This window comes from Vibrio sp. 947 (assembly GCF_033339115.1).
Classification (GTDB): domain Bacteria; phylum Pseudomonadota; class Gammaproteobacteria; order Enterobacterales; family Vibrionaceae; genus Vibrio; species Vibrio alginolyticus.
In genome coordinates this window covers 99,508-120,322 of record NZ_JAWOTX010000009.1, presented here as the reverse complement: position 1 = coordinate 120,322, position 20,815 = coordinate 99,508, and the positions used below count along the sequence as shown (strand labels likewise).

The following is a 20,815-nucleotide window of genomic DNA, read 5'->3' as shown; positions in this document are numbered from 1 at the left end:
CATGTTGTTACCGATGAGACAAATTTTCCAAGAAATGGCCGCAGAAAAGCTGAGACTGGGTTTGACCATTCTAGCAGTAGCGTGGGCGACCCTTTGTATCGCTGCTATGTTGGCGGTAGGTGAGGGTATTCGTCAGGGCGTATTGAAAACCGCACAAAATGGTAACGGCAACTTGATTTATTTGACCGGAGGGATGGCCACCGTCGACCACGGTGCTTTTCACCAAGGTAAGTTTCTGACACTAAAAATGGACGATTCAGAGGTTGTTCGAGCGTTACCCGATGTAAAAAGCGTTGCGCCAACGGCGAAGTGGAAAGAGCGCATCACCGTTGGTGACAGAAGCTCGTGGCAAGAGCCGTTAGCGGTCACGAGCGAGTTTCAATCCATGACCAATTTGGTGCCGATGGCGGGGGGACGATGGTTAAACCCACTCGATCAAAAAGAGACGCGCAAAGTCGTTGTACTGGGTTATGAACTGGCAGCCGACTTATTCAACCCTAATGAGGACTTTAGTTGGTTTGCGACAGTCACATTGCAAGTCAACCCTGTGGGGAAAAAGGTAAAAATCGGCAATGAGGAGTTCACTGTTGTGGGCGTATTGGAGAAAAACAGCTCCCAAATAGAACTGGGGGATCTTATCAACTATTCTAGCTTTGTGCCGTTAGCGACGTGGAAGCGATTTCATGTCAACGGTGAAATTGGTGGCATCAATGTGCAGCCACAAGCGGATGTAGACCGAGAAGCCTTAGCAAAGACGATCAGGCAAGTGATTGCCCGTAAACACGGGGCAAGTGTCAGTGATGAACAGGTCGTCCAAGTCGATGATATGTTCCTTAAGCAAAAGAGTATGCAGCAGTTTCTGATAGGTTTGCAGAGTTTCCTTGGCATTATCGGCTTCGTGACGTTAGCTGTTGCTGGTGTTGGCATCGCCAATGTGATGTATGCCACCGTAAAGCGATCTACGCGTGATATCGGTGTGCGCATGGCAGTCGGTGCAACACCAACGGCTATTCGCATGCACTATTTAGTGCAGTCTTTATTGACAATGATGATGGGGGGGGCGTTTGGGTTAGCCGTTACGTACGCGCTGGTGTCTGCCATCAGTTCCATTCCTTTAGAGGGCAATGCTTTTTATGAACAACTAGGTAAACCTGTCCCTGAGTTGTCGTGGGTCGTTGTCGCGATTGTCATCCTCACCTTAGTGATCATTGGTGTGGCATCTGCATGGTTACCTGCAAACCGAGCCGCAAAAGTCAGCCCGTTGGAGGCGCTACAAAGTGAATAACAACAATAACTCTGGAAAGAACATGTCGAACAAGCCGCTTGTTGAGCTGACCAACATCTGTAAATACTACTCAAGCGGGGAGGCGGAAGTTCGCGCGCTAGACGGCGTTGACTTAACCATTAATCAAGGCGAGTTTCTTTCGATTCTTGGCCCGTCCGGTTCAGGCAAGTCAACGTTGATGAACATGCTCGGCTGTTTAGACAAGCCCACCGATGGCAAGTACCAACTTGGCGGCCAAAACGTCGCAAGTTTAAGTGCGAATGAGCTGGCTGGCATTCGTAACCAAAAGATCGGATTTGTCTTCCAAAGCTTTAACTTATTGGAATACGCGACGGCGCTTGATAACGTGGCACTGCCGTTGGTTTACTCTGGTATCAAAGCCAAAGAACGTCGCCAGCGCGCAGCTAAATTGCTAGAGCAAGTCGGGCTAGGGGATCGTTTAGACCATAAACCAAACCAGCTTTCTGGTGGTCAAAAACAGAGGGTCGCGATTGCAAGAGCCTTGGTCAACGATCCGCAAATCATCTTAGCAGATGAACCAACGGGTGCATTGGATTCAAAATCCGGCGCAGAGATTGAAGCCTTGTTCAACCAACTCCACGCCGAAGGTAGAACGCTGATCATCGTGACGCACGATAACGCTCTGGCAGAGCGCACTAAACGCATCATCACCATCAAAGACGGCAAGGTGATTTCGGATAGGGTGCCGGTAAGTAGGGAGAAATGAGCTTTTCTTAATTGAGAACTGAGTTTTAAGGGAAATAGCGATACAGAGGCTATCTCCCTTTACTTTTATTCGCGATGTTCGTTTTGTCTCTCTTTTATCAAGTCATGCTTTTGTTCTTTAAGTAGAGTGATTGCGAGCTTAGTGTCCTCAATCAATTTACTGTTATCGTTGAGATCTTTGCTCTTCAAAGGCAAAACTAGATAATGAATGCTGCCATCTGCATTCTGTACTCCGGTAGCGATGATGACATCACCTTCAGACGCCGTACCAAAATACTCTGATACGACTTTGGTTTCGCTGACACCGTAGCTATCCAAATAGGATGACTCCGTATTGTCAAACAAGATAGGAACCCCTTGCTTAGCTAATGTTCGCAATTGTTTTTGCTTTTTCTCGTCGAATGGATAGTCGGTCGTACTGATGTAACTTACCTGTTCAGCTTCAATAAAATCGTACAGTTCATTGCTCAGTTCATTTAATGGGGCAGATATCCAAGGTGTAGCTGGAATGACGTCGGAAGTATCATCATTGCGACTTAGTGGTGTTGGAGCGGTAACAACCTCTTGAGCAGCATCGCTCTCAGGAGGCGTTACACTTATTGTCGCAGCGTCTTCTGTCTTGATTTGCTCATCAAGGCTTGCAACAGGTTCGGTCTGGGCATTCTTGTTATTTGAATTAATCAGAAATATGGCGAGTACTGCACCAAGTGCTAGCGCCGATCCAGTCAAGAGTTTTTTGTTACTTGTCATGTGTCATGTCTTACCGTTTATTTCATTAGTAAATACGGCGGCCACTTATTTATTCCGTGGCCGCAGGCTAATAAGTTAGTGGTAGAGATCGTCATTCCAAGAGATAGTTACGGCTCGGCTAGTCTCTGTCCATTGACTGCTATCACGATTTTTCTTCCAGGTATTTTCTGGAGTGGTATACCAGCTACACCAGTCGCGACCAAAGTAGTAATTGGTTTTTCGCCAACCAGCAACCAGCTTGACCTCTGATGTATCTAGGCCATCTTGAATGTCATTTTTTCTATATACGACGCCGACTTGTGGTTTAAAATCTGAACGCATAACGACAGGTAACTCATTGTAATCAATCAAATTACCCATGTCACAACTGGTCCAACGATACAATAACCAGTCTTTAGCTGGCGTATTATGGCGGATAGTCTTGTTTTCAATTAACCAATTAATGCTTTCGTTAGCTTGGTTAAAATCGGCAACCGTTTGAAACTCTGGCTGGTCGTACGTTACACGGTTGCTCCAGGAGATTCCCCCACTAATATTTGGAGAAGTAGAAGCACTAAATCCAAGGTTAAAATCTAGAGACTCACTGACAGATGCCGTTGCAATGGTGTTTTCGGGAGCATGGCTCATGTGGCGTAAAGGGGCGCCATTTAAATAGCTCAGTGCCAGCTTAAAAGCCGTTGGAACGGTGTAACGGTAATCTCCCCCAGTGGCAAAACCATAGATTTGTTCTTTGTTTGGAACATTAGTCATGTCGAAGCCAGAACCGCCATTTAGGATCAACTTGGCTTCTTTAGCGCCATTTGGTAGCAAAGATTGGTTCCAGACATTTTCTAAAGAATAAATTAAGCGGATTTTTTTCGAGCGTGCATCACCATCATCAAGCTGAAGCAACGTCGAAGTGTAAGATTTCAATGTATCTTCAGCATGTGCTGGTGCTAAAGAACCAAGTAAAGCGAGTGCGATAATACTCGCGGAAAGATGCTGTTTTTCCATTATTGTTTCCTATTAGTCAGCCCATAAAGACTTTTGTTTTAAACTATCTTGATGGGCACTTTATAATTATGGACAGGTTATAAATTCAAGCTCAATAAATGAGCGGTGAAATAGTGCATCTTGTTTTTTATTAAAAAAAGAAAAAGGATAGATTCGTGGGATTAATGTCTCATAGTTTTTAAATTTACCTCTCAACTATAATAAATAAGAATTTGGTTATTAAGTCTTGCCTTTTTAAGTTATTGCTTAATTTTAACTTTCTAATGTTATATTGAGCTTTTTTATTGATAAAAGTGAATTTTATAAATGTTAGCCATGTTATTTTTAGGGTTTTTGTTATACCAAACTAAGTAAAGTATCGTTATGTGGTTATCTCGGGTTTATGAGTTCAATTCAAATTAAAACAGTGGTTTATGTTTTTTGTTATTATTTTTTTAGAGCTTAATGTAATAGTTGAGTGATAAAGTCCGTCAATGAAGTTGTCATGTTCGTGTATGAAGTTATATGTGCTTTTACAGCAGGAAATTAAACTTTACGTTTAAGATGATAAAGATAGAAAAAGAAATAAATAAGATAATTAAATAATCATGTTTCGAGAATATAAAATGTAACGTACTTCTAATTAAACGAATGCTTGAATAAACGATGGGATGTGAAACGTGCTATTTAAGTTACGCTGTCCTATATTCTAGTTGGCGTCTTGTTTATACAATGCGTTTTCTCGGCTTAAACTGGTTTACGTACTGCTAATCTCTTATCCGTTTCTTAATTACACATATTGGCAATATGCTCGCCAAGTTACGTGTATTGGTGTCAATGAAAAACAGTATCTACGATAGCTCTCTCAGGGTTGGAACTGCCACTATGAATTTCCTTCATGTTCAATGTGAAACAATACCAATATTACTCAACTCGTGAAGCAAGTATAAAAAAAGGACTGCTCTGGTGTTAGGCACTGCGACGGTCGTTTTTTGTACGAACCGTTCGTCGTAAGTGCTGTGCAACCTAACGATTGGGAAAACCAAAAAACAAAAAATGTCCCCATGCACAGAGTTAGGAAAAGTCTGCTTTATCTAAGGAAATAGGATACCAACTCACGATGAATAACGATTTCACATTTGCTATCAAAAGCATTCGCTTTGATGAGAATTACCAACCATCAGACAACACGCGAATCACTACCAACTTTGCTAATCTGGCTCGCGGAAACTACCGCCGAGAGAATCTGCGCAATGCGCTCCGAATGATCGATAATCGTTTTAATGCGTTGGCATATTGGGATAACGCGCAAGGTGACCGCTACTCAGTTGAACTTGAAATCATCTCTGTTGATATGGATATCCAAGGTAGTGGAGAAGCATTCCCATCGATTGAAGTGCTCAAAACTAACATTGTTGACCACAACACTAACGAGCGTATCGAAGGCATTGTGGGCAACAACTTCTCTTCATACGTGCGTGATTACGACTTTAGCGTTTTGCTGTTGGACCACAACAAAAACCAGCCACAGTTCAGTATCCCAGCGAACTTCGGTGATTTGCATGGCAAACTGTTCAAAGCTTTCGTTAATTCTGAGTCTTACAAACAGCATTTCAAAAAGCTGCCAGTGATTTGTCTGAGCGTATCGGACAACAAGGTATATCGACGCACCGAAAACCAACATCCTGTTTTGGGCTTTGAATATCAGCCGAACGAATCTTCGTTGACGGAGCAGTACTTCAAAAAGATGGGCTTACAGGTGCGCTACTTTATGCCGCCAAACAGTGTTGCACCATTGGCATTCTACTTCTTCGGTGACTTGTTGAACGATTATTCAAACCTAGAGCTTATCAGTACGATTAGCACGATGGAGACATTCCAGAAGATTTACCGACCTGAGATTTACAATGCCAACGCGGTTGCCGGTAATTGCTACCAGCCAAACTTAAAAAACCTAGACCACTCGCTAACTCAAATCGTTTACGACCGAGAAGAGCGCAGCCAACTGGCGATTGAACAAGGGAAATTTGCCGAGGAGCATTTCATCAAACCTTATCAATCTGTGCTTGAACAATGGTCTGCAAGCTACGCGTAATCGATAACGAGAATCTAGAAAGGAATGACGATGAAAACACTATTACCGACTTCAACGGCTGGCAGCTTACCGAAACCTTCTTGGCTGGCAGAACCAGAAAAACTTTGGTCACCGTGGAAACTGCAAGGTGAAGAACTGATTGATGGCAAACGCGATGCGCTACGTGTCGCTTTGCAAGAACAAGAGCTGGCAGGCGTTGATATCGTCAGTGATGGCGAGCAAACTCGGCAACATTTTGTGACGACCTTTATTGAGCATTTAAGCGGCGTAGATTTTGAAAACCGTAAAACGGTGACCATTCGCAACCGTTATGAAGCAAGTGTTCCGACGGTGGTTGGCCCAGTAAGCCGCACAAAGCCCGTGTTTGTTGAAGATGCAAAGTTCTTACGTCAGCAAACTAAGCAACCTATCAAGTGGGCGCTGCCAGGCCCTATGACTATGATCGATACGCTTTATGATGATCATTATGGTAGCCGTGAAAAGCTAGCTTGGGAATTTGCGAAGATCCTCAACCAAGAAGCGAAAGAGCTTGAAGCGGCGGGTGTCGACATTATTCAATTCGATGAACCTGCGTTCAATGTGTTCTTCGATGATGTGAACGAGTGGGGCATTGCATGTTTAGAGCGTGCGATTGAAGGGCTGAAATGTGAAACTGCAGTGCACATCTGCTATGGCTACGGCATCAAAGCGAACACGAATTGGAAGCAAACGCTAGGCACTGAATGGCGACAATACGAAGAAGTATTCCCTAAATTGCAGCAGTCAAATATCGATATTATCTCGCTTGAGTGTCATAACTCACGAGTGCCTATTGAGTTACTTGAGTTGATTCGTGGTAAGAAAGTGATGGTTGGTGCGATTGACGTTGCTACCAACGAAATTGAAACACCAGAAGAAGTGGCGAACACACTGCGAGAGGCGTTGAAGTACGTTGATGCCGACAAGCTTTACCCATGTACCAACTGCGGTATGGCGCCTTTGTCTCGTGAAGTATCGACCGCTAAGCTCAATGCGTTAAGTGCGGGTGCGGAGATCATTCGTAAAGAGTTGGTGGGTTGATATTAATACTTAGGCTCCGCACCATGAACTAAAATTAGGGTCAATCTAGCGAGTTTAAACGAGACTAGGAATCTGATTACAGCTCGCTAGGAAATGACGATAACTTTCGCACTTCAAAGCACTCGGTGGGTAGATCCTGAATCACGCTCGTCCCTCGCTGTTCAGGATGACGGATGTTGGGAGATATGTTACTCACATACCCAACTATTTGGCTTGTATTCAAATTTGGGTTATTCCAGCGAGTCTAGACGAGACTAGGAATCTGATTACAACTCGCTGGGAAATAGCGATAGTCTACGAACCTCAAAGCACTCGGTGGGGAGCTCCTGAATCACGCTCGTCCCTCGCTGTTCAGGATGACGGATGTTGGAAGATACATCGCTCGCCACAAAACCGATATTTGAGCAGCTCCAAGATAGGGTCATTCCAGCGAGTTTAGACGAGACTAGGAATCTGATTACAGCTCGCTAGGAAATGACGATAACTTTCGCACTTCAAAGCACTCGGTGGGTAGCTCCTGAATCACCTCGTCCCTCGCTGTTCAGGATGATGGATGTTGGAAGATACATTGCTCGCCATCCCTCAGGTATTAGATCAGCTCTAAGGTAGGGTCATTCCAGCGAGTCTAGACGAGACTAGGAATCGGGTTACAGCTCGCTAGGAAATGACGATAACTTTCGCACTTCAAAGTACGTGGTTAGTAGAACCTGAATCACGCTCGTCCCTCGCTGTTCAGGATGACGGATGTTGGAAGATATATTGCTCGCCACAACCCTAGTTATTAGAGCAGTTTCAGGATAGCGTCATTCCAGCGAGTCTAGACGAGACTAGGAATCGGGTTACAGCTCGCTAGGAAATGACGATAACTTTCGCACTTCAAAGCACTCGGTGGGTAGATCCGGAATCACGCTCGTCCCTCGCTGTTCAGGATGACGGTTGTTGAGATATACGTTACTCATGTACACAACTATTTGGTTTGTATCCAAAGTTGGGTCATTCCAGCGAGTCTAAACGAGACTAGGAATCTACTAACAACTCACTGGAAAATGGCGATAACCTTAGAACTTCACAGCACTCGGTGGGTAGCTCCTGAATCACCTCGTCCCTCGTTGTTCAGGGTGACCGTTTTAAATAAAAATGCCGCTCACAGTATAGTGAGCGGCATACATTTCCCGTTTCCAGCCTCGGCCAGATTTAATTCAACTCTACGTTCTTAATCTCAGGATGCTTTAGCAACATCACACGAATCCAGTGATGCACCACCCACATCACCATCGCGGTGAGCAGAACCGCGACGAAAATCGAGCTGAAACGGTACAAGATCGAAAAGAACGCGTCTTTTTGTTCTGGCACCAATGAAGTCGTCAGCGGAACCGATAGGGCAGACATGGCAGAAAACGCGATAGCCGCTTTAATTTGCCCCTTGGTGAGCCACAAGCAGAATGGCCCCATTGCAATGGTAAAGGCGAGCCAAAAGAGTAGCCCATGCCCATACCAACTGCCCAATATCAGCTGAACAGCCATCCCTGCGATGCAGCCTAGTGCGGTGCCGATGATGCGAATTTTTGCCATGGCGAGCGAGCCCGCTAAAGTCATTGGGGTTAGGATGATCAAAATGGAAGCTTGTGCGGATAGCGAGTCATATAAGTCTGCTACTTGGAATACGATAAATGCCGCCATCGCCACTACCCAACCCATGGCAACTTGGCTGATGTAGTCAATATCGCTTTTTACGGGGGTCGATATCTCAATGTGTTCGGCGGAGGATTTTGGCTCAGGGAACAACCAATACGCGAATGCGCAAACAAAAATATTGCTGAACGCCATCACCCACATGTTGACATTGAACTCTTCAATATCCATGAAGTTATAGCTGGCAAAATTCAACACAATTGAACCCACCAACAGCCCCATGTAACCAAACAAATAGGTTTTCTGGTTCATCATTGCAATGCACTTGAACAGCATCATGATTCCGACGGCAATGGTCATTAATGTTGGATGAAACTGCAAGTATTCCAGCAAAAATGTGGCTTGTATGGTTGTCCACACCGCAGAGAAAAACACGATCAATAAAGCCGCTAGATTAAAGTTGTCCATTCTGCCCAATATAAACAGCGGCATCATGATGGCAAAAAATCCGTAAGACCAACCGAAGATCATGCTTAGCGCGAGTCCTAAAGAGCAGCCGAACCAAATTCGTAAGGTTTTCATTGTCGCCGCCTAGTAAATGAAGTGGAACCAGCTTGCGAGGTGAATCTGTGCTTGCGCCATCAACTGCCAGAAAATGCTGTTGTCTGGGTACAAAACAATGGTAGCGCGAGAGCCGACAAACAGTGCTGGTGGTAACTCATCGCTGCTGGTTAGGTTCACTCGTGTACGCTGCGCATCACGTACCCAGCGGTTGTTCACTTCCACTTTGGTTAGTGCGCCATTAGGCGTTTGTTGTGCGGCTGCTACACCGTAATCGCGGCTAGCTAAATCAAAGTCGTACACCGAACCTGGGTTGGCATCAAATGTGACCAAGGCGTGGAAAGTCTTGTCTACGTTCGCGACGGATTTTTCACGAAAATCAGCGGCTACCCAGAGTGATCCTGTTGGTACAAACGTCAGCAATGGCATGTTGGTGTTTGCCATCGTGCCAACTTCTAGTTGCAGGTTGGTCACGACACCATCACTGGGAGCGAGTACCGCGGTATTTGCCAAATCAAGTTGCGCCTTTTCGATGCCGTTTTTGGCAATTCGAACGGCGGTGCTTTGACCTTTTTGGTCGCCTAATTGCGCCTCAATGACTTTTAAGTTTTGTCGTTCCGCTTTAAGCGCTGCACGTGATACCTGATTTTGGGCAAAGGCATTATCGAGTGTCGATTGAGAGATGACTTTCTGCTTCGATAGTGTCAGTAAGCGGTTGTACTCGCGGTGTGCATTATCAAATGTCGCTCGTGCGCGGGCAATATTGGCAAGAGCGGCTTCGCGTTGAGAATACAGTGTTGCTTCTTTTTCATAGGCGGATTGCAGAGACAGCTCCGCCTGTTCAAGCGCTATCTTGTATTTACGATCATCAATCGTAAACAACACATCGCCTTTTTGAACGGACTGGTTATTCTCGATGAGAACGTCGGTCACTTTACCAGATACCTCGGGTGCGACTTGGACAACGTATCCTTGCACTCGTCCTTCGGTCGTTAAGGGTGCGTGGCGGTCAGCAATGATAATGTACAAAAATAGTACGATGAACAGGACAATCAAAGTTCGCATCCAGTGTTTGAATTTTTGGTCAGCCGTCATTACAAGTTCCGTTAAACATATTGGATAGCGGATTATAGAGAAGTCACTCACAATTCAGTAGAATGATAATACGAACATAAATGACCTAAAAATAGGACAATGAACGTTAGTTTTGATGATATTTACCTATTCACTCAGACGGTGGTTCACGGCGGTATAAGTGCAGCGGCAGAGGCGAATCAACTACAACGCTCAAAAGTGAGTCGTCGCCTGCAAGAATTAGAGAAATCACTCGGGGTACAGCTTTTGATTCGCACAACACGCAGCATTGAGTTGACGGAGCACGGGAAACGCTTGTTTGAGTTGGTGGGGCAGCCTATTGACCATATTCAGCAAGGTTTAAATGCCATGCATGAATATCAACAAGAGCTGACGGGCAAGGTGCGTTTAGCCATTCCTTCCGCATTGATGAGCTCTGCCGCGTTTAACACGATCATCACCGAGTACACAACGCGGTATCCGGATATTTCGGTCGAGATTGAAAACCATCAAGAGAGTGTCGATCTCAAGCGTCAATCGTTTGATTTGCAGCTTCTTCCGAGCGTGGTCAAAGTCACCGATGACAGCTATGTGCAGTTCAGTCTTTTGCCTTATCGTAGTCACTTTGTTGCGTCAAAAGCCTATCTAGAATCGCATCCGCCAGTAAAAACGGTGGAAGATCTTAAGCAGCATCGCCTTTTAACTAATCGTTACAATGCTGATTTGCTCGATTCAGATCTGCATGTGGCGTTGCGCTCGGACGACCTCAACTTGCTGCGCTCGATGGCGATAGCAGGAAACGGCATCGCGTTTATTCCACAAATTCATTCCAAGCCTGCATTGCGAGATGGTTTGTTGGTCGAGGTGCTGCCTCAATTTGCGCATCCGAAGCAGCATCTTACTCTGATTTATCCCTCGGCCTTATTTCTGCCCAATAAAGTCAAAGCCTTGATTGAACTAATTCGAGAGAAATTTAAATAGTCAGTTCAAACCACTCTTACCTAAGGGCAAATGTGTGAGCGAAGGTCATCTTTCTAGGTTTTATTGCTCTAACATGAAAGGGTTCTGATACATTAACTGTTGCTCAACTTGTTGAGTATGGTTTGTGGTCGCACAAGATAGGAGATGGAAATGTTATCGAAAGGAAACACGGGCCTGATTGTGGTGGATGTTCAGGGCAAACTCGCTACATTAATGCATGAAAGCGACGCACTGATTGAAAATATCACGAAACTGGTAAAGGGCGCCAAAGCACTAGATTTGCCTATTCTGTGGCTAGAACAGAATCCAGAAAGGTTGGGCCCAACCGCGGAGCCGATTCGTGAAGTGCTTGAAAGCACGCATTTACCTATTACCAAGTACACGTTTGATGGTTGCAAAGAGGCGACGTTTAAGGTCGCGGTGGAGAACGCGAAAGTTGATACCTGGTTGGTTTGCGGTATTGAATCCCACATTTGCGTCTATCAAACCGCGGTTTCTCTGCGCCAGTCCGGTTATCGCGTTGAATTAGTCACGGATTGTGTCTCTTCCCGAACCGCTGCCAATAAAGCGCTCGCTCTTGCGAAGTTAACCGCTAACGGTGTGGTGCTCACTGGGTTAGAAATGTGTTTGTATGAAATGGTCGAAGATTGCCGAGCACCTGAATTCAAAGAAATTCTGGCGCTCATCAAATAGTGGAATCACTGTAATCAGCAACAACTTTATTTGAACACGCTATTCAAATTCTCGTTGATATCTTGGCAACATCGACTCGTTGCCAAGTAACCCGCCTTGGTGAATATAAATCACCGTTTTATCTGTGTTCTCTTCCAACCAAGGGGTGAGGCATTGCCACATATACGGGTCGTATAACAGGTCAAATTCGAGGTCGGTTTGCTCAAAGAGTGCTTTCCATGTGATGTAATCTTCTTCGTACAAGCGACCAAAATGGTGTTTGTTGCGCACGGTTAAAATGGTTGGGTGGCTGTTTTCACCGAGCTGGTTGAACTGCTCAGTTAAGTAATCTGCATCGCCTACGCAAGGGCAAGTTAGCACTTCTATGCCGTGTGGGCTTAAATGTTTATGAAGATATAAAGCCGTCGTGCCAGTACCTGATGGCAGGGCGACCGTAAACTGCTCTTTACCTCTCAATCGCGTCCAATCAAGAATTTCTCGTGCTAACTGTTTGATGCCAGCTTCAGCGAGGTGGGAACGTCCACCCTCTGGAATCAGCAATGTCGACTCATCTACTCTTCGTACCTGGTGGATGTATTCACTAGGGTGAAGTTCGCTACCGATGTCTTGCATGGCGGTGATTTTCATACCCAAATCGAGAGCGCCGCGATAGTTTCCGATGGGGGAGCTTTTTAGCCAAGATGGAATGTGATGAACATAAAACTCAAATGCCCAACCTTTAATCTGGGCGAGAGCCGCTAGCGAGTACATGGCATTAGATTGAGCGGAGCCAAAGCTTATTAACGTGGTGATGTCGGGATTTTGCTCTTCCATTAACGTCATAAACTTACGTGCTTTGTTCCCAGAAAAGTGGGAGTGGAGCATGTCGTCACGTTTAAGGAAAAATTTGTGCCCATTAAAGCTATGTTGGGTGATAGGACTTTCTGAGAGTTTCATGTCGATGCTGACGGAATAAACCGTGTCACCTTTGCCATTTAAAAAGGGCGCGTAGTGTAACGCCATTAAACCCAGATAAAAAGTCTGGGTTTCAGGTCTTCCATTTCGGTTATTCCTGATGTTCTGTTGCGAGGTTAATTTTTGCCTCACAACCACCTTCTGGATGTGTACCAATCTTAAATTGCCAGCCATAACGCTGGCATAAATCATCCACAATCATCAAACCCAATCCGTGCCCATCAGAATGTGGAATGGTCGAAAAGCCTTCGCCTTCATCACGTACCGAGATGGTGTTTTCCCCGATGCTGATATGAATTGATCCCGATGGTGTCGCGGCGATGCCGTTGCGAATCAGGTTGCCAAGAATAATGGTCAACACAGCATTGGTCGCGCGCGTTTTTGGGTTTCCGTCGATCTGAACATCAAAGCTGAGTGCTTTCTCATCCGCCTGAGCTTGGCTTTGGAAGATGATTTGGTTGAGTTCTTCTTCGGTGATGCTGCGTACTGGTGAATCATCTGCATTACGCTCGTAACGCACTAAGCCGAGTAGGGCATCCACCATGGTCGACATTTGCTGCGTCGCATCTTGAATTCGATTCACTTGGCGGGTCTGGAAATCCGTGTTCGCACTTCTCGCCAGTAAGCTGCTTGAGCCTTTCATTACGGTTAAGGGTGTACGCAGTTCATGGCTTGCGTATCGTGCAAAGGCTTGCTCACGCTTGATGACTTGGTTGATTTTGTGGCGGTACTCATTCAATTCGTCCGCAAGGGTTTGGAACTCTTTGGCTGAGCCCTCTGGCACACTAAAAGTTTGCGTGGCGTCGCCTTGGTGATGATCGAGTTGGGTTTTAAGCGCATTGACGGGTTCAATTAAGCGCTGCGATAAGCGCAGCAGCAGGCTACCAAACAGGAACACCAATACGGCGACAATGGAGAGCACCATAGCGACGACGAGAATGAATTCCTCTGAGGTGATCTCGATTTCATCAATCAAGGAAACCAGAATCACGGGATGTTCAACGCCTTTGTAGGTGTAAGTACTCATGTAAACCATGCGCGAGTATTCACCGTCTTCTACTTCATCAAGAAAGTGCTTTTGACCAATCAGGTATTTTTGGTAGCGCTCGGCAACCAATGAGATGTCGTTGTATGCGGTGGTGAGCAGGTCAAGCTGAATACTGCCTTGCTCTGGGTGGGACTGGAAATGTTCAATCGCTTCTTTTTTGTCGACCATAATACGACGCTCGCCCACGCGGTCTTCAGACCAAAGCAGGGAGCCGGTAATCAACAAAAAGCAGAAGATGCCAATCACGACCGACACAAAAGAGAAAAACAGAGCGAGTCGCCCTGTCATACTTTGTGTGCTTTGCGTGCTAGCAAGTAAGCGATTGATCATGCACCTGTCTCCAAGCGGAAGCCAACTTTCGGCACGGTGATAAGCACATGTTGTTCAAATGGCTTATCAAGTTGGTTGCGAAGTTGGTAAATGTGGCTGCGCAGAACGTCGTTGTTCGGCTCGTTCTCTTGCCAAAGTTGGAAGGCGATTTCTTCGCGTGTCACTACGTCTGGCGCGCTTTTCACAAGCATTTCCAGAATGGTGTAAGTGGTAGGGTTTAGCGCCAACAGTTTATCTTGGCGATAAGCTTTACGCGTTTTTTGGTCGATAGACACTTCACCGTATTCCAACTTGCTCGATGCGACAGTGCCACGGTAACGGCGGATCAGTGCCATCATGCGCGCTTCAAGAATATCCAGATCGAAAGGTTTGGTCAGATAGTCATCCGCACCGTGTTGGAAGCCTTTGAGCATATCGTCACGGCTATCGAGCGCCGTCAGCATAAGTACCGGTGTGTTGTTGCCCGCGTCGCGAAGTTTATTACACATGGTCAGGCCATCCATGCGTGGCAGCATGAGGTCGAGCAAGATGATGTCGAAGGTGTTTTCCATCGCCAGTTTCAGGCCGAGCTCGCCGTTGTCTGCATAATCGAGTTCCATACCTGCACACTCAAAATAATCGAACAGCATGCCTGCGATTTCTCGATTATCTTCGACTAAAAGTACGCGTTTCATGTATTTCTCTCCAAGTGGGCAGGTGTTCGAAAATAAGACTTCTTTTTAACCGAACATTATTCACTAAGGGCGTGAAAAAGATGTCAATAACATCTCTTTCACGTTGATGTTTGTAGACTGGATTCATTCATCAGATTTAGTGGAAGAGTAGCATGTCAACCTTCAACATTCACGCTGCAACCTTTTCAAAGGTGAGCCAACACACTGAGCCTAAAACAGTTTTGTCTGTTGTGGTGCCATTCTTTAACGAGCAAGAAGTCTTACCTGAATTTCATCGTCGTTTAGCCGCCGTTTTGGATGAAATGCCAGAACGCTGTGAAATCGTTTATGTGGACGACGGCAGCAAAGACGACAGCCTAATGATCGCGCAAAACTTTTCTCAATCTTCTAGCGACGTTCGTTGTATTGCACTAAGCCGTAACTTCGGCAAAGAGTCCGCCATGAGCGCTGGCCTGGAACACTGCCAAGGTGAAGCGGTGATCGTGATTGATGCCGACTTGCAAGACCCGCCGGAGTTGATCCCGCAAATGGTATCAAAATGGCGTGAAGGGTATGACGTGGTGAACATGCAGCGCAGCGAACGCCACGGTGAAACTTGGTTCAAACGCTTCTCGGCCGCTTGCTTTTATAAAGTGCTTAACAGCATGGCGAAATTGGATGTGCCGGAGAACGTGGGTGATTTCCGTCTACTGAGCGCAAAAGTGGTTAAGCACATCAATGCGCTGCCAGAACGCAACCGATACATGAAGGGCATTTTTTCTTGGCCGGGTTTCAAGCAAGTGACGGTTCAGTTTGAGCGTGACGCTCGTTTCTGTGGTGAGACCAAATGGAACTATCTCAAGCTGATTGGCCTTGCAATGGACGGCATTACCTCGTTTTCCATTCGTCCTTTGCGCTTAGCGACACTTGCTGGTGCGTTAGTGGCGTTCAGTGCCTTTATCTATGGCGCATTCATAGTGATGAAAACCGTTGTGTTTGATGAACCCGTCACTGGTTACCCATCCATGATGGTCGTCCAACTTGCCTTGGGCGGTGTGCAACTGCTGTCGATTGGCCTTTTGGGCGAATACATTGGCCGCATTTTTGTCGAGACCAAGCAACGTCCTCTTTATCTTGTTCAGTCTGTTTACGAGCAGCCTGCAAAACATCAATCCATCCAAACCATGAAGTTTAAATTGGGAGAAACCGCGTAATCATGAGTATTAATAAAACCCATCTGTGGTTGTTGTTGGCGTTTGCTCTTTTACTCCGTCTTATTTCACTTGCCGCTTACCCTTTGATGGACACCACGGAAGCCCGCTACGGCGAAATGGCGCGCTTAATGGTGGAAACCGGCAATTGGCTTACCCCACAGTTTGATTACGGCGTGCCTTTCTGGGGGAAGCCCCCCCTGTTCACTTGGATGAGTGCTTATGGCATTGAGCTGTTTGGATTGAATGAATTTGCAGTGCGCGCACCTCATTGGTTGGCGGGGGTTGCGACAATTGTTTTTGTTGCTTTCATGGCGCATCGCGCAGGCTTTAATGCTGTCATCGCAGCGTTGGTATTGGCGACGTGTGGCATCTTTTCAATCGCGGCGGGCGCGGTGATGACAGACATGGCACTGACGTTGGCAATGACCATGGCGATGGTCGGTTTTTACTATTGCTGGCTTGGTAAAGACAAACACGACCGATTGTGGGGTTACCTCGGTTTCTTTGGCTTGGCTTGTGGGCTGTTAGCAAAAGGTCCAGTGGCGATCGTGATCATGGGCATCGCAGTATTTCCTTGGCTCGTGATTCAGCATGGTTTCTTTGGTGCCTTCAAAGCCTTGTGGCAGCGTTTTCCAATTGTGTCGGGGTTGGCGCTCATGCTGGCGATTGCTCTACCGTGGTACATCATGGCAGAAATGGCGACGCCTGGATTTATTGATTACTTCATTGTTGGCGAGCACTTTAAGCGTTTTGTTGTCAGCGGTTGGGAAGGGGACCTGTATGGCTCTGCTCATGATCAACCACGTGGGATGATCTGGGTATTCTGGCTGCAATCGGCTGCGCCTTGGTCAATTGTATTGCCTATCTTGGCGTGGAAACGTCGTAAGGTGCTCAAAGCCATTGAAACGGATCATCAAGGTTTATTTAGCTTCCTGATGTGTTGGCTGATTTCCCCAATGATCTTGTTCACCATGGCTGGGAATATTTTGCCTGCTTACGTGCTACCGGGTGTGCCTGCATTGGGTATCTTGATTGCGATGCTGGTGGATAAACACGATTTCAAATGGCTGACCGGAACGGCAGCGGTGTTGCCAGCGCTGCTTATGATTGCGATGTTGGTTTTGAATATGGGCAAAGCAGATAGCCGCAGCGACCGCATCATCTTCGCGCAAATTAATGACAACGCTCCAGTCTTCTACATTGGTAAGCGCCCGTTCTCAGGCCAGTTCTATAGTCATGGTCAGGCAAAAAAGCTTAAACATAAGAATGACTTAAACAATCTGAAGAAATTCCACCTGATTGGTAAATCGCAGCAAGTGGATAGCATGATTCATGAAAATGCGTTGAGCTGTACCAACGAGTTCACAGCAAAATCGAAACGCTCACTCTACACCTGTGTGGTTGGATAACGGAATGTGCAAATTAATACAACTTGCTTCGTTAACAAGGTTTGCTCTGGTAGGAGGTGTCGGCTTTATGGTCGACACCCTTATCTTTTCTGTGTTGTTCCATTGGTTTGGTCTGGAGCTGATGCTGGCTCGTGGGATAGCATTTTTGTTTGCGGCAACCACGACGTGGCTTGGCAATCGCTGGCTGACTTTCTATCAAGCAGAAAAAACCAACCCTTTCGCTCAATGGCAAAAATTTATGGCGAGTGTCTTTATCAGTGCTTTGCCGAACTTTATTGTGTTCAAAGGCGTAACGCTCGCGCTAGGAACGCAAGGGGTGATGGTCTATTTGGCTTTGATCTTAGGCATATTGGCAGGCATGGTGAGTAATTATTTGCTCAGTGCAAAATGGGTGTTTAGTTGAGGATAGAAAGGTTCGGGCTTACTATCCTATCCTCGAGTTAAAAATTCGTTATTTGAACCAATTTTTCTTTTTGTACATCAGAGTAAACCTAAAGCTTTTCATGGGGTATGTAAAAAGGTAAATAAGCCAAGGTTTATACCTTGGCTGCCGTTAGTTCAGATTTTGATTGTTCGATTTCAAACTCGGTTTGCCACTTGCCGTTGTAAAGATACTTACACTCTGGGAGTGGCGCTTTCGCATCCCTTAAATCAAACACTTCATTGGTAGGGTATTCTCGATAATAAGCGGGAGTCGTAAAAAGTCTAGGTTCAGGCTTCGCTTCAAACAGCTTTTTATGATCATTGACCTCTTTACAATCCAGTTTGTAGACCTCTGACAGTTGCGTGACCATGGATTCTAATTCCGCTTCATTTTTAAAGAAAATGTAACAATAAAATCGTCCCTGTGAGCGAAAAGTAATCTCCTGAGCAGTATCTTGGTATTCGCACCTGTCATACTTAAAAAAGAACTTAATTACTTTCCTTTTCTTATTGTAATCAGCAAAGAGCCAGTCTTCACGTTCTCCGACCCTCACTTCTGTTGGTTCATCAGGCTGACGTTTAAGCATTTTAAAGGATACTAATATAAAAGCACCAGCGCCTGCTAACGCCATCGGGCCAACCACCGCAACCATCACCACACACACCACAGCACCTATCCAGCCAACGGCTTGCGTGGCGGTATTCACCCAGTTAGGCATGTTGCGACGTTTCTTCATCACAAAGCTTTTGTCAGAAAAAATATAGTCATAGCGATAGTCGAGGCCAATCGTAAGGTAAAAGGCTCCAGACACCATCACCGACAAAATAAAAGAAAAAATAGTTACGTCAACCGTGTCACTCGTGTGTATAAACAAAGTTAATAGGAATGGAGCGATCACAAATGGAAGCGCAAAAAGTTTAAAGTAATAGCGAAATGGTTCCTCTACATCATACTTGTGCCATGTTCTGACATTATCGCCTGCGAGTATTTCTTGCTCTTGCGCCTCTTGATAAACTGCCAATTCTTCTGGGGTGATGTAAAATGGTGAATATGCCAAGGGTTACTCCAGAGCTGTAGTTAGTTTAGACTTTGATTGTTCGATTTCAGACTCGGTTTGCCACTTGCCGTTGTAAAGGTATTCACGCTCAGGAAGTGGGGCATTTGACGCCCTTAAATCAAATACCTCTTCGGTTTGATATTCTCTACTACAAACTGGAATACTAAAGAGCCTTGATTCTGGCTTCGATTCAAACAGCTTTTTGTGGTCATCTACCTCTGTACAATCCAGCTTGTAGACCTTTGACAGTTGCGCGATCATGGATTCTAAATCTGCTTCAGTTTTAAAGAAAACATAACAATCTGATCTATCTTGTGAGCGAAAGATAGTCTTATGAGCAGTATCTCGATATCTGCATATGTCCTGCTTAAAATAGAATTGGATCACTTTCCTTTTCTTGTTGTAGCCCGCAAACAGCCAATCTTCTCGTTCGCCTACTCTCACTTCTGTTGGTTCATCAGGCTGACGTTTAAAGCATACCAAATGAAACCAATATAAACCCACCAGCTCCGGCAAGAACCATGGGTCCAGCAACCCCAACCATCACGACACAAACTATTGCTCCAATCCAGCCCATGGCTTGAGTCGCAGAGTTGACCCAATTCGGTAAATCACGTCGCTTTTTTATAACCAATCCGCGATCGGACAAGATGTAATCATAACGATTGTCCAACCCAAATGTCAGGTAAGATACACCAGACATGATAATCGTCAGACCCGATAAAATGTAAGTTAAGATCATGTCACTGTTATCATGTAGGAAATAGGTAAGGAAAAATAATGGACTGACAGCGGCTATAGCAATCGATAGGTATAAGTATCGAAAAGGCTCTTCAATATCGTGCTTGTGCCAGGTTGTGAGGTTCATCCCCTTTAGAATTTCTTGCTCTTGTTCTTCTTGATAAGCCGAAAGCTCGTCTGGCGTGATGTAAAAAGGTAAATAAGCCAAGGGTTACTCCTTGGCTGTCGTTAGTTCAGGTTTTGATTGTTCGATTTCAGATTCCGTTTGCCACTTGCCGTTGTAAATACGTCGCCATTCAGGAAGTGGGGCGTTTTTAGCTCTCAGGTCAAAGGTATCGGCTACCGGAAATTCAAGGCTGCGAGAAGGGATATCTTCAATTCGAGGTTCAGGTCTTCCTTCAAAAAACGCTTTATGGTCTGGAAAATCAATACATTCAATGTCGTATTTGTTTGAAAGGGTCTCTAGCATTGCATCTAGGTCTTGAACAGTCCTAAAGAATATGTAGCTATAACCACGAGTTTGAGCTCTGAAGATGGTATGCTTCTCTAGGCTCCATTTAGAACACTCGTCATACTTGTGGTAGAAGCGAATCACTTTACGCTTTTTGTTGTAGTAGGCGAACAGCCAATCTTCTGTCTCTGCTACTCGAACTTCCGTAGGTTCGTCAGGCTGACGATTTAGCATACGAAATGAAACCAGTATAAACCCTCCAGCACCGACAAGAACCATGGGCCCAGCAATACCTACCATTACTACACAAACTATAGCACCAACCCAGCCCATGACCTGCGTTGCTGAGTTTACCCAATTAGGTAAATCACGTCGCTTTTTTATCACTAAGCCGTTGTCGGACAAGGTGTAGTCATAGCGATTGTCTAAACCAAAAGTCAAATAGGACACTCCAGACATGATTATCGTCAGACCCGATAAAATGTAAGTTAAGATCATTTCACTACTATCATGTAGGAAATAGGTAAGGAAAAATAATGGGCTAACTGCGGCTATAGCAATCGATAAATATAAGTATCGAAAAGGTTCCTCAATATCGTGCTTGTGCCAGGTTGCAAGATCTTTCCCCTTTAGAATTTGTTGCTCTTGTTCTTCTTGGTAGGCCGAAAGTTCGTCTGGCGTGATGTAAAAAGGTAAATAAGCCAAG

18 protein-coding genes and 1 pseudogene are annotated in these 20,815 nt (G+C 45.5%); 9 read left to right on the top strand and 10 right to left on the bottom strand.

The genetic code is table 11. The features are described 5' to 3' along the window. The first annotated feature begins 1 nt into the window (after nt 1). Nucleotides 2-1,285, top strand: a complete 1,284-nt coding sequence (locus R7Q39_RS13605; protein ID WP_215810334.1) for an ABC transporter permease — start codon at nt 2-4, stop codon at nt 1,283-1,285. 22 nt (nt 1,286-1,307) lie between these two features. Then, on the top strand, nt 1,308-2,012 hold the full coding sequence (locus R7Q39_RS13600) for an ABC transporter ATP-binding protein (RefSeq protein WP_025767247.1): 705 nt from the start codon (nt 1,308-1,310) through the stop codon (nt 2,010-2,012). Nucleotides 2,013-2,077: 65 nt separating this feature from the next. On the opposite strand, the gene R7Q39_RS13595 is transcribed toward R7Q39_RS13600, so the two are convergent. Both R7Q39_RS13595 and R7Q39_RS13590 read right to left on the bottom strand, forming a co-directional pair. Then, complete coding sequence (locus R7Q39_RS13595; protein WP_213872655.1) at nt 2,078-2,761, bottom strand: topoisomerase I; 684 nt, start codon at nt 2,759-2,761, stop codon at nt 2,078-2,080. Between the two features lie 75 nt (nt 2,762-2,836). Further along, the gene (locus R7Q39_RS13590; protein ID WP_005376731.1) at nt 2,837-3,754 is read right to left on the bottom strand and encodes a leukocidin family pore-forming toxin; all 918 of its coding nucleotides are present in this window, start codon (nt 3,752-3,754) and stop codon (nt 2,837-2,839) included. Nucleotides 3,755-4,853: 1,099 nt separating this feature from the next. On the opposite strand from R7Q39_RS13590, the gene R7Q39_RS13585 reads away from it, so the two are divergent. Together R7Q39_RS13585 and R7Q39_RS13580 are read left to right on the top strand one after the other, a co-directional pair. Then, a complete protein-coding gene (locus R7Q39_RS13585; protein ID WP_139059381.1) occupies nt 4,854-5,828 on the top strand; it encodes a DUF1852 domain-containing protein in 975 nt (324 codons plus the stop codon). A gap of 30 nt (nt 5,829-5,858) precedes the next feature. Continuing rightward, entirely contained in the window at nt 5,859-6,887 is a 1,029-nt protein-coding gene (locus R7Q39_RS13580) for a methionine synthase (RefSeq protein WP_318076375.1), read from the top strand. Between the two features lie 1,194 nt (nt 6,888-8,081). Here the strand turns inward: R7Q39_RS13580 and R7Q39_RS13575 are convergent. Continuing rightward, nucleotides 8,082-9,101: a DUF2955 domain-containing protein gene (locus tag R7Q39_RS13575; protein ID WP_047103350.1), complete on the bottom strand. Its 1,020-nt coding sequence runs from the start codon at nt 9,099-9,101 to the stop codon at nt 8,082-8,084. Nucleotides 9,102-9,110: 9 nt separating this feature from the next. Beyond that, the gene (locus R7Q39_RS13570; protein WP_047103347.1) at nt 9,111-10,175 is read right to left on the bottom strand and encodes an HlyD family secretion protein; all 1,065 of its coding nucleotides are present in this window, start codon (nt 10,173-10,175) and stop codon (nt 9,111-9,113) included. A 99-nt stretch (nt 10,176-10,274) separates the two neighbouring features. Here R7Q39_RS13570 and R7Q39_RS13565 point away from each other — a divergent pair, with 99 nt between their 5' ends. Together R7Q39_RS13565 and R7Q39_RS13560 are read left to right on the top strand one after the other, a co-directional pair. Further along, complete coding sequence (locus R7Q39_RS13565; protein WP_258624404.1) at nt 10,275-11,135, top strand: LysR family transcriptional regulator; 861 nt, start codon at nt 10,275-10,277, stop codon at nt 11,133-11,135. A 150-nt stretch (nt 11,136-11,285) separates the two neighbouring features. Further along, nucleotides 11,286-11,828, top strand: a complete 543-nt coding sequence (locus tag R7Q39_RS13560; protein ID WP_005457944.1) for a hydrolase — start codon at nt 11,286-11,288, stop codon at nt 11,826-11,828. 39 nt (nt 11,829-11,867) lie between these two features. Here R7Q39_RS13560 and R7Q39_RS13555 read toward each other — a convergent pair whose 3' ends face one another. The 3 genes from R7Q39_RS13555 to R7Q39_RS13545 all read right to left on the bottom strand — a co-directional run bounded on the left by R7Q39_RS13555 (nt 11,868) and on the right by R7Q39_RS13545 (nt 14,834). After that, the gene (locus R7Q39_RS13555; protein WP_031777262.1) at nt 11,868-12,764 is read right to left on the bottom strand and encodes a 1-aminocyclopropane-1-carboxylate deaminase/D-cysteine desulfhydrase; all 897 of its coding nucleotides are present in this window, start codon (nt 12,762-12,764) and stop codon (nt 11,868-11,870) included. Nucleotides 12,765-12,873: 109 nt separating this feature from the next. Next, nucleotides 12,874-14,160 (bottom strand): HAMP domain-containing sensor histidine kinase, encoded by a 1,287-nt coding sequence (locus tag R7Q39_RS13550; protein WP_318076374.1) that lies wholly within the window; start codon nt 14,158-14,160, stop codon nt 12,874-12,876. Continuing rightward, nucleotides 14,157-14,834, bottom strand: a complete 678-nt coding sequence (locus R7Q39_RS13545; RefSeq protein WP_005389368.1) for a response regulator transcription factor — start codon at nt 14,832-14,834, stop codon at nt 14,157-14,159. The genes R7Q39_RS13550 and R7Q39_RS13545 overlap by 4 nt, the downstream gene beginning before the upstream one ends. 152 nt (nt 14,835-14,986) lie before the next feature. Between R7Q39_RS13545 and R7Q39_RS13540 the strand changes: the two genes are divergently transcribed. From R7Q39_RS13540 to R7Q39_RS13530, 3 genes are read left to right on the top strand one after another with little or no spacing between them, the layout of a single operon-like run. Continuing rightward, nucleotides 14,987-16,027: a glycosyltransferase family 2 protein gene (locus R7Q39_RS13540; RefSeq protein WP_318076373.1), complete on the top strand. Its 1,041-nt coding sequence runs from the start codon at nt 14,987-14,989 to the stop codon at nt 16,025-16,027. A 2-nt stretch (nt 16,028-16,029) separates the two neighbouring features. Continuing rightward, nucleotides 16,030-17,436 (top strand): ArnT family glycosyltransferase, encoded by a 1,407-nt coding sequence (locus tag R7Q39_RS13535; RefSeq protein WP_182016750.1) that lies wholly within the window; start codon nt 16,030-16,032, stop codon nt 17,434-17,436. 4 nt (nt 17,437-17,440) lie between these two features. Beyond that, entirely contained in the window at nt 17,441-17,839 is a 399-nt protein-coding gene (locus R7Q39_RS13530; protein ID WP_318076372.1) for a GtrA family protein, read from the top strand. Between the two features lie 133 nt (nt 17,840-17,972). Here R7Q39_RS13530 and R7Q39_RS13525 read toward each other — a convergent pair whose 3' ends face one another. From R7Q39_RS13525 to R7Q39_RS13515, 3 genes and pseudogenes are all read right to left on the bottom strand, one after another. Beyond that, nucleotides 17,973-18,917, bottom strand: coding sequence for a hypothetical protein (locus tag R7Q39_RS13525; protein ID WP_318076371.1), 945 nt, complete (start codon nt 18,915-18,917; stop codon nt 17,973-17,975). Nucleotides 18,918-18,920: 3 nt separating this feature from the next. After that, nucleotides 18,921-19,866 (bottom strand): annotated as a pseudogene (locus R7Q39_RS13520) (hypothetical protein). A gap of 3 nt (nt 19,867-19,869) precedes the next feature. Next, nucleotides 19,870-20,814 carry a hypothetical protein gene (locus R7Q39_RS13515; protein WP_033905695.1) on the bottom strand — a complete coding sequence of 315 codons (945 nt, stop codon included), beginning with the start codon at nt 20,812-20,814 and terminating at the stop codon, nt 19,870-19,872. Nucleotide 20,815: the final 1 nt, after the last annotated feature.

What these genes read in the sequence shown, in the direction of transcription:
- R7Q39_RS13595 (WP_213872655.1), bottom strand. Translation starts at nt 2,761, where the DNA reads ATGACAAGTAACAAAAAACTCTTGACTGGATCGGCGCTAGCACTTGGT.
- R7Q39_RS13600 (WP_025767247.1), top strand. Translation starts at nt 1,308, where the DNA reads ATGTCGAACAAGCCGCTTGTTGAGCTGACCAACATCTGTAAATACTAC.
- R7Q39_RS13535 (WP_182016750.1), top strand. Translation starts at nt 16,030, where the DNA reads ATGAGTATTAATAAAACCCATCTGTGGTTGTTGTTGGCGTTTGCTCTT.
- R7Q39_RS13560 (WP_005457944.1), top strand. Translation starts at nt 11,286, where the DNA reads ATGTTATCGAAAGGAAACACGGGCCTGATTGTGGTGGATGTTCAGGGC.
- R7Q39_RS13545 (WP_005389368.1), bottom strand. Translation starts at nt 14,834, where the DNA reads ATGAAACGCGTACTTTTAGTCGAAGATAATCGAGAAATCGCAGGCATG.
- R7Q39_RS13555 (WP_031777262.1), bottom strand. Translation starts at nt 12,764, where the DNA reads ATGAAACTCTCAGAAAGTCCTATCACCCAACATAGCTTTAATGGGCAC.
- R7Q39_RS13590 (WP_005376731.1), bottom strand. Translation starts at nt 3,754, where the DNA reads ATGGAAAAACAGCATCTTTCCGCGAGTATTATCGCACTCGCTTTACTT.
- R7Q39_RS13605 (WP_215810334.1), top strand. Translation starts at nt 2, where the DNA reads ATGTTGTTACCGATGAGACAAATTTTCCAAGAAATGGCCGCAGAAAAG.
- R7Q39_RS13565 (WP_258624404.1), top strand. Translation starts at nt 10,275, where the DNA reads ATGAACGTTAGTTTTGATGATATTTACCTATTCACTCAGACGGTGGTT.
- R7Q39_RS13580 (WP_318076375.1), top strand. Translation starts at nt 5,859, where the DNA reads ATGAAAACACTATTACCGACTTCAACGGCTGGCAGCTTACCGAAACCT.
- R7Q39_RS13570 (WP_047103347.1), bottom strand. Translation starts at nt 10,175, where the DNA reads ATGACGGCTGACCAAAAATTCAAACACTGGATGCGAACTTTGATTGTC.
- R7Q39_RS13540 (WP_318076373.1), top strand. Translation starts at nt 14,987, where the DNA reads ATGTCAACCTTCAACATTCACGCTGCAACCTTTTCAAAGGTGAGCCAA.
- R7Q39_RS13575 (WP_047103350.1), bottom strand. Translation starts at nt 9,101, where the DNA reads ATGAAAACCTTACGAATTTGGTTCGGCTGCTCTTTAGGACTCGCGCTA.
- R7Q39_RS13530 (WP_318076372.1), top strand. Translation starts at nt 17,441, where the DNA reads ATGTGCAAATTAATACAACTTGCTTCGTTAACAAGGTTTGCTCTGGTA.
- R7Q39_RS13550 (WP_318076374.1), bottom strand. Translation starts at nt 14,160, where the DNA reads ATGATCAATCGCTTACTTGCTAGCACGCAAAGCACACAAAGTATGACA.
- R7Q39_RS13585 (WP_139059381.1), top strand. Translation starts at nt 4,854, where the DNA reads ATGAATAACGATTTCACATTTGCTATCAAAAGCATTCGCTTTGATGAG.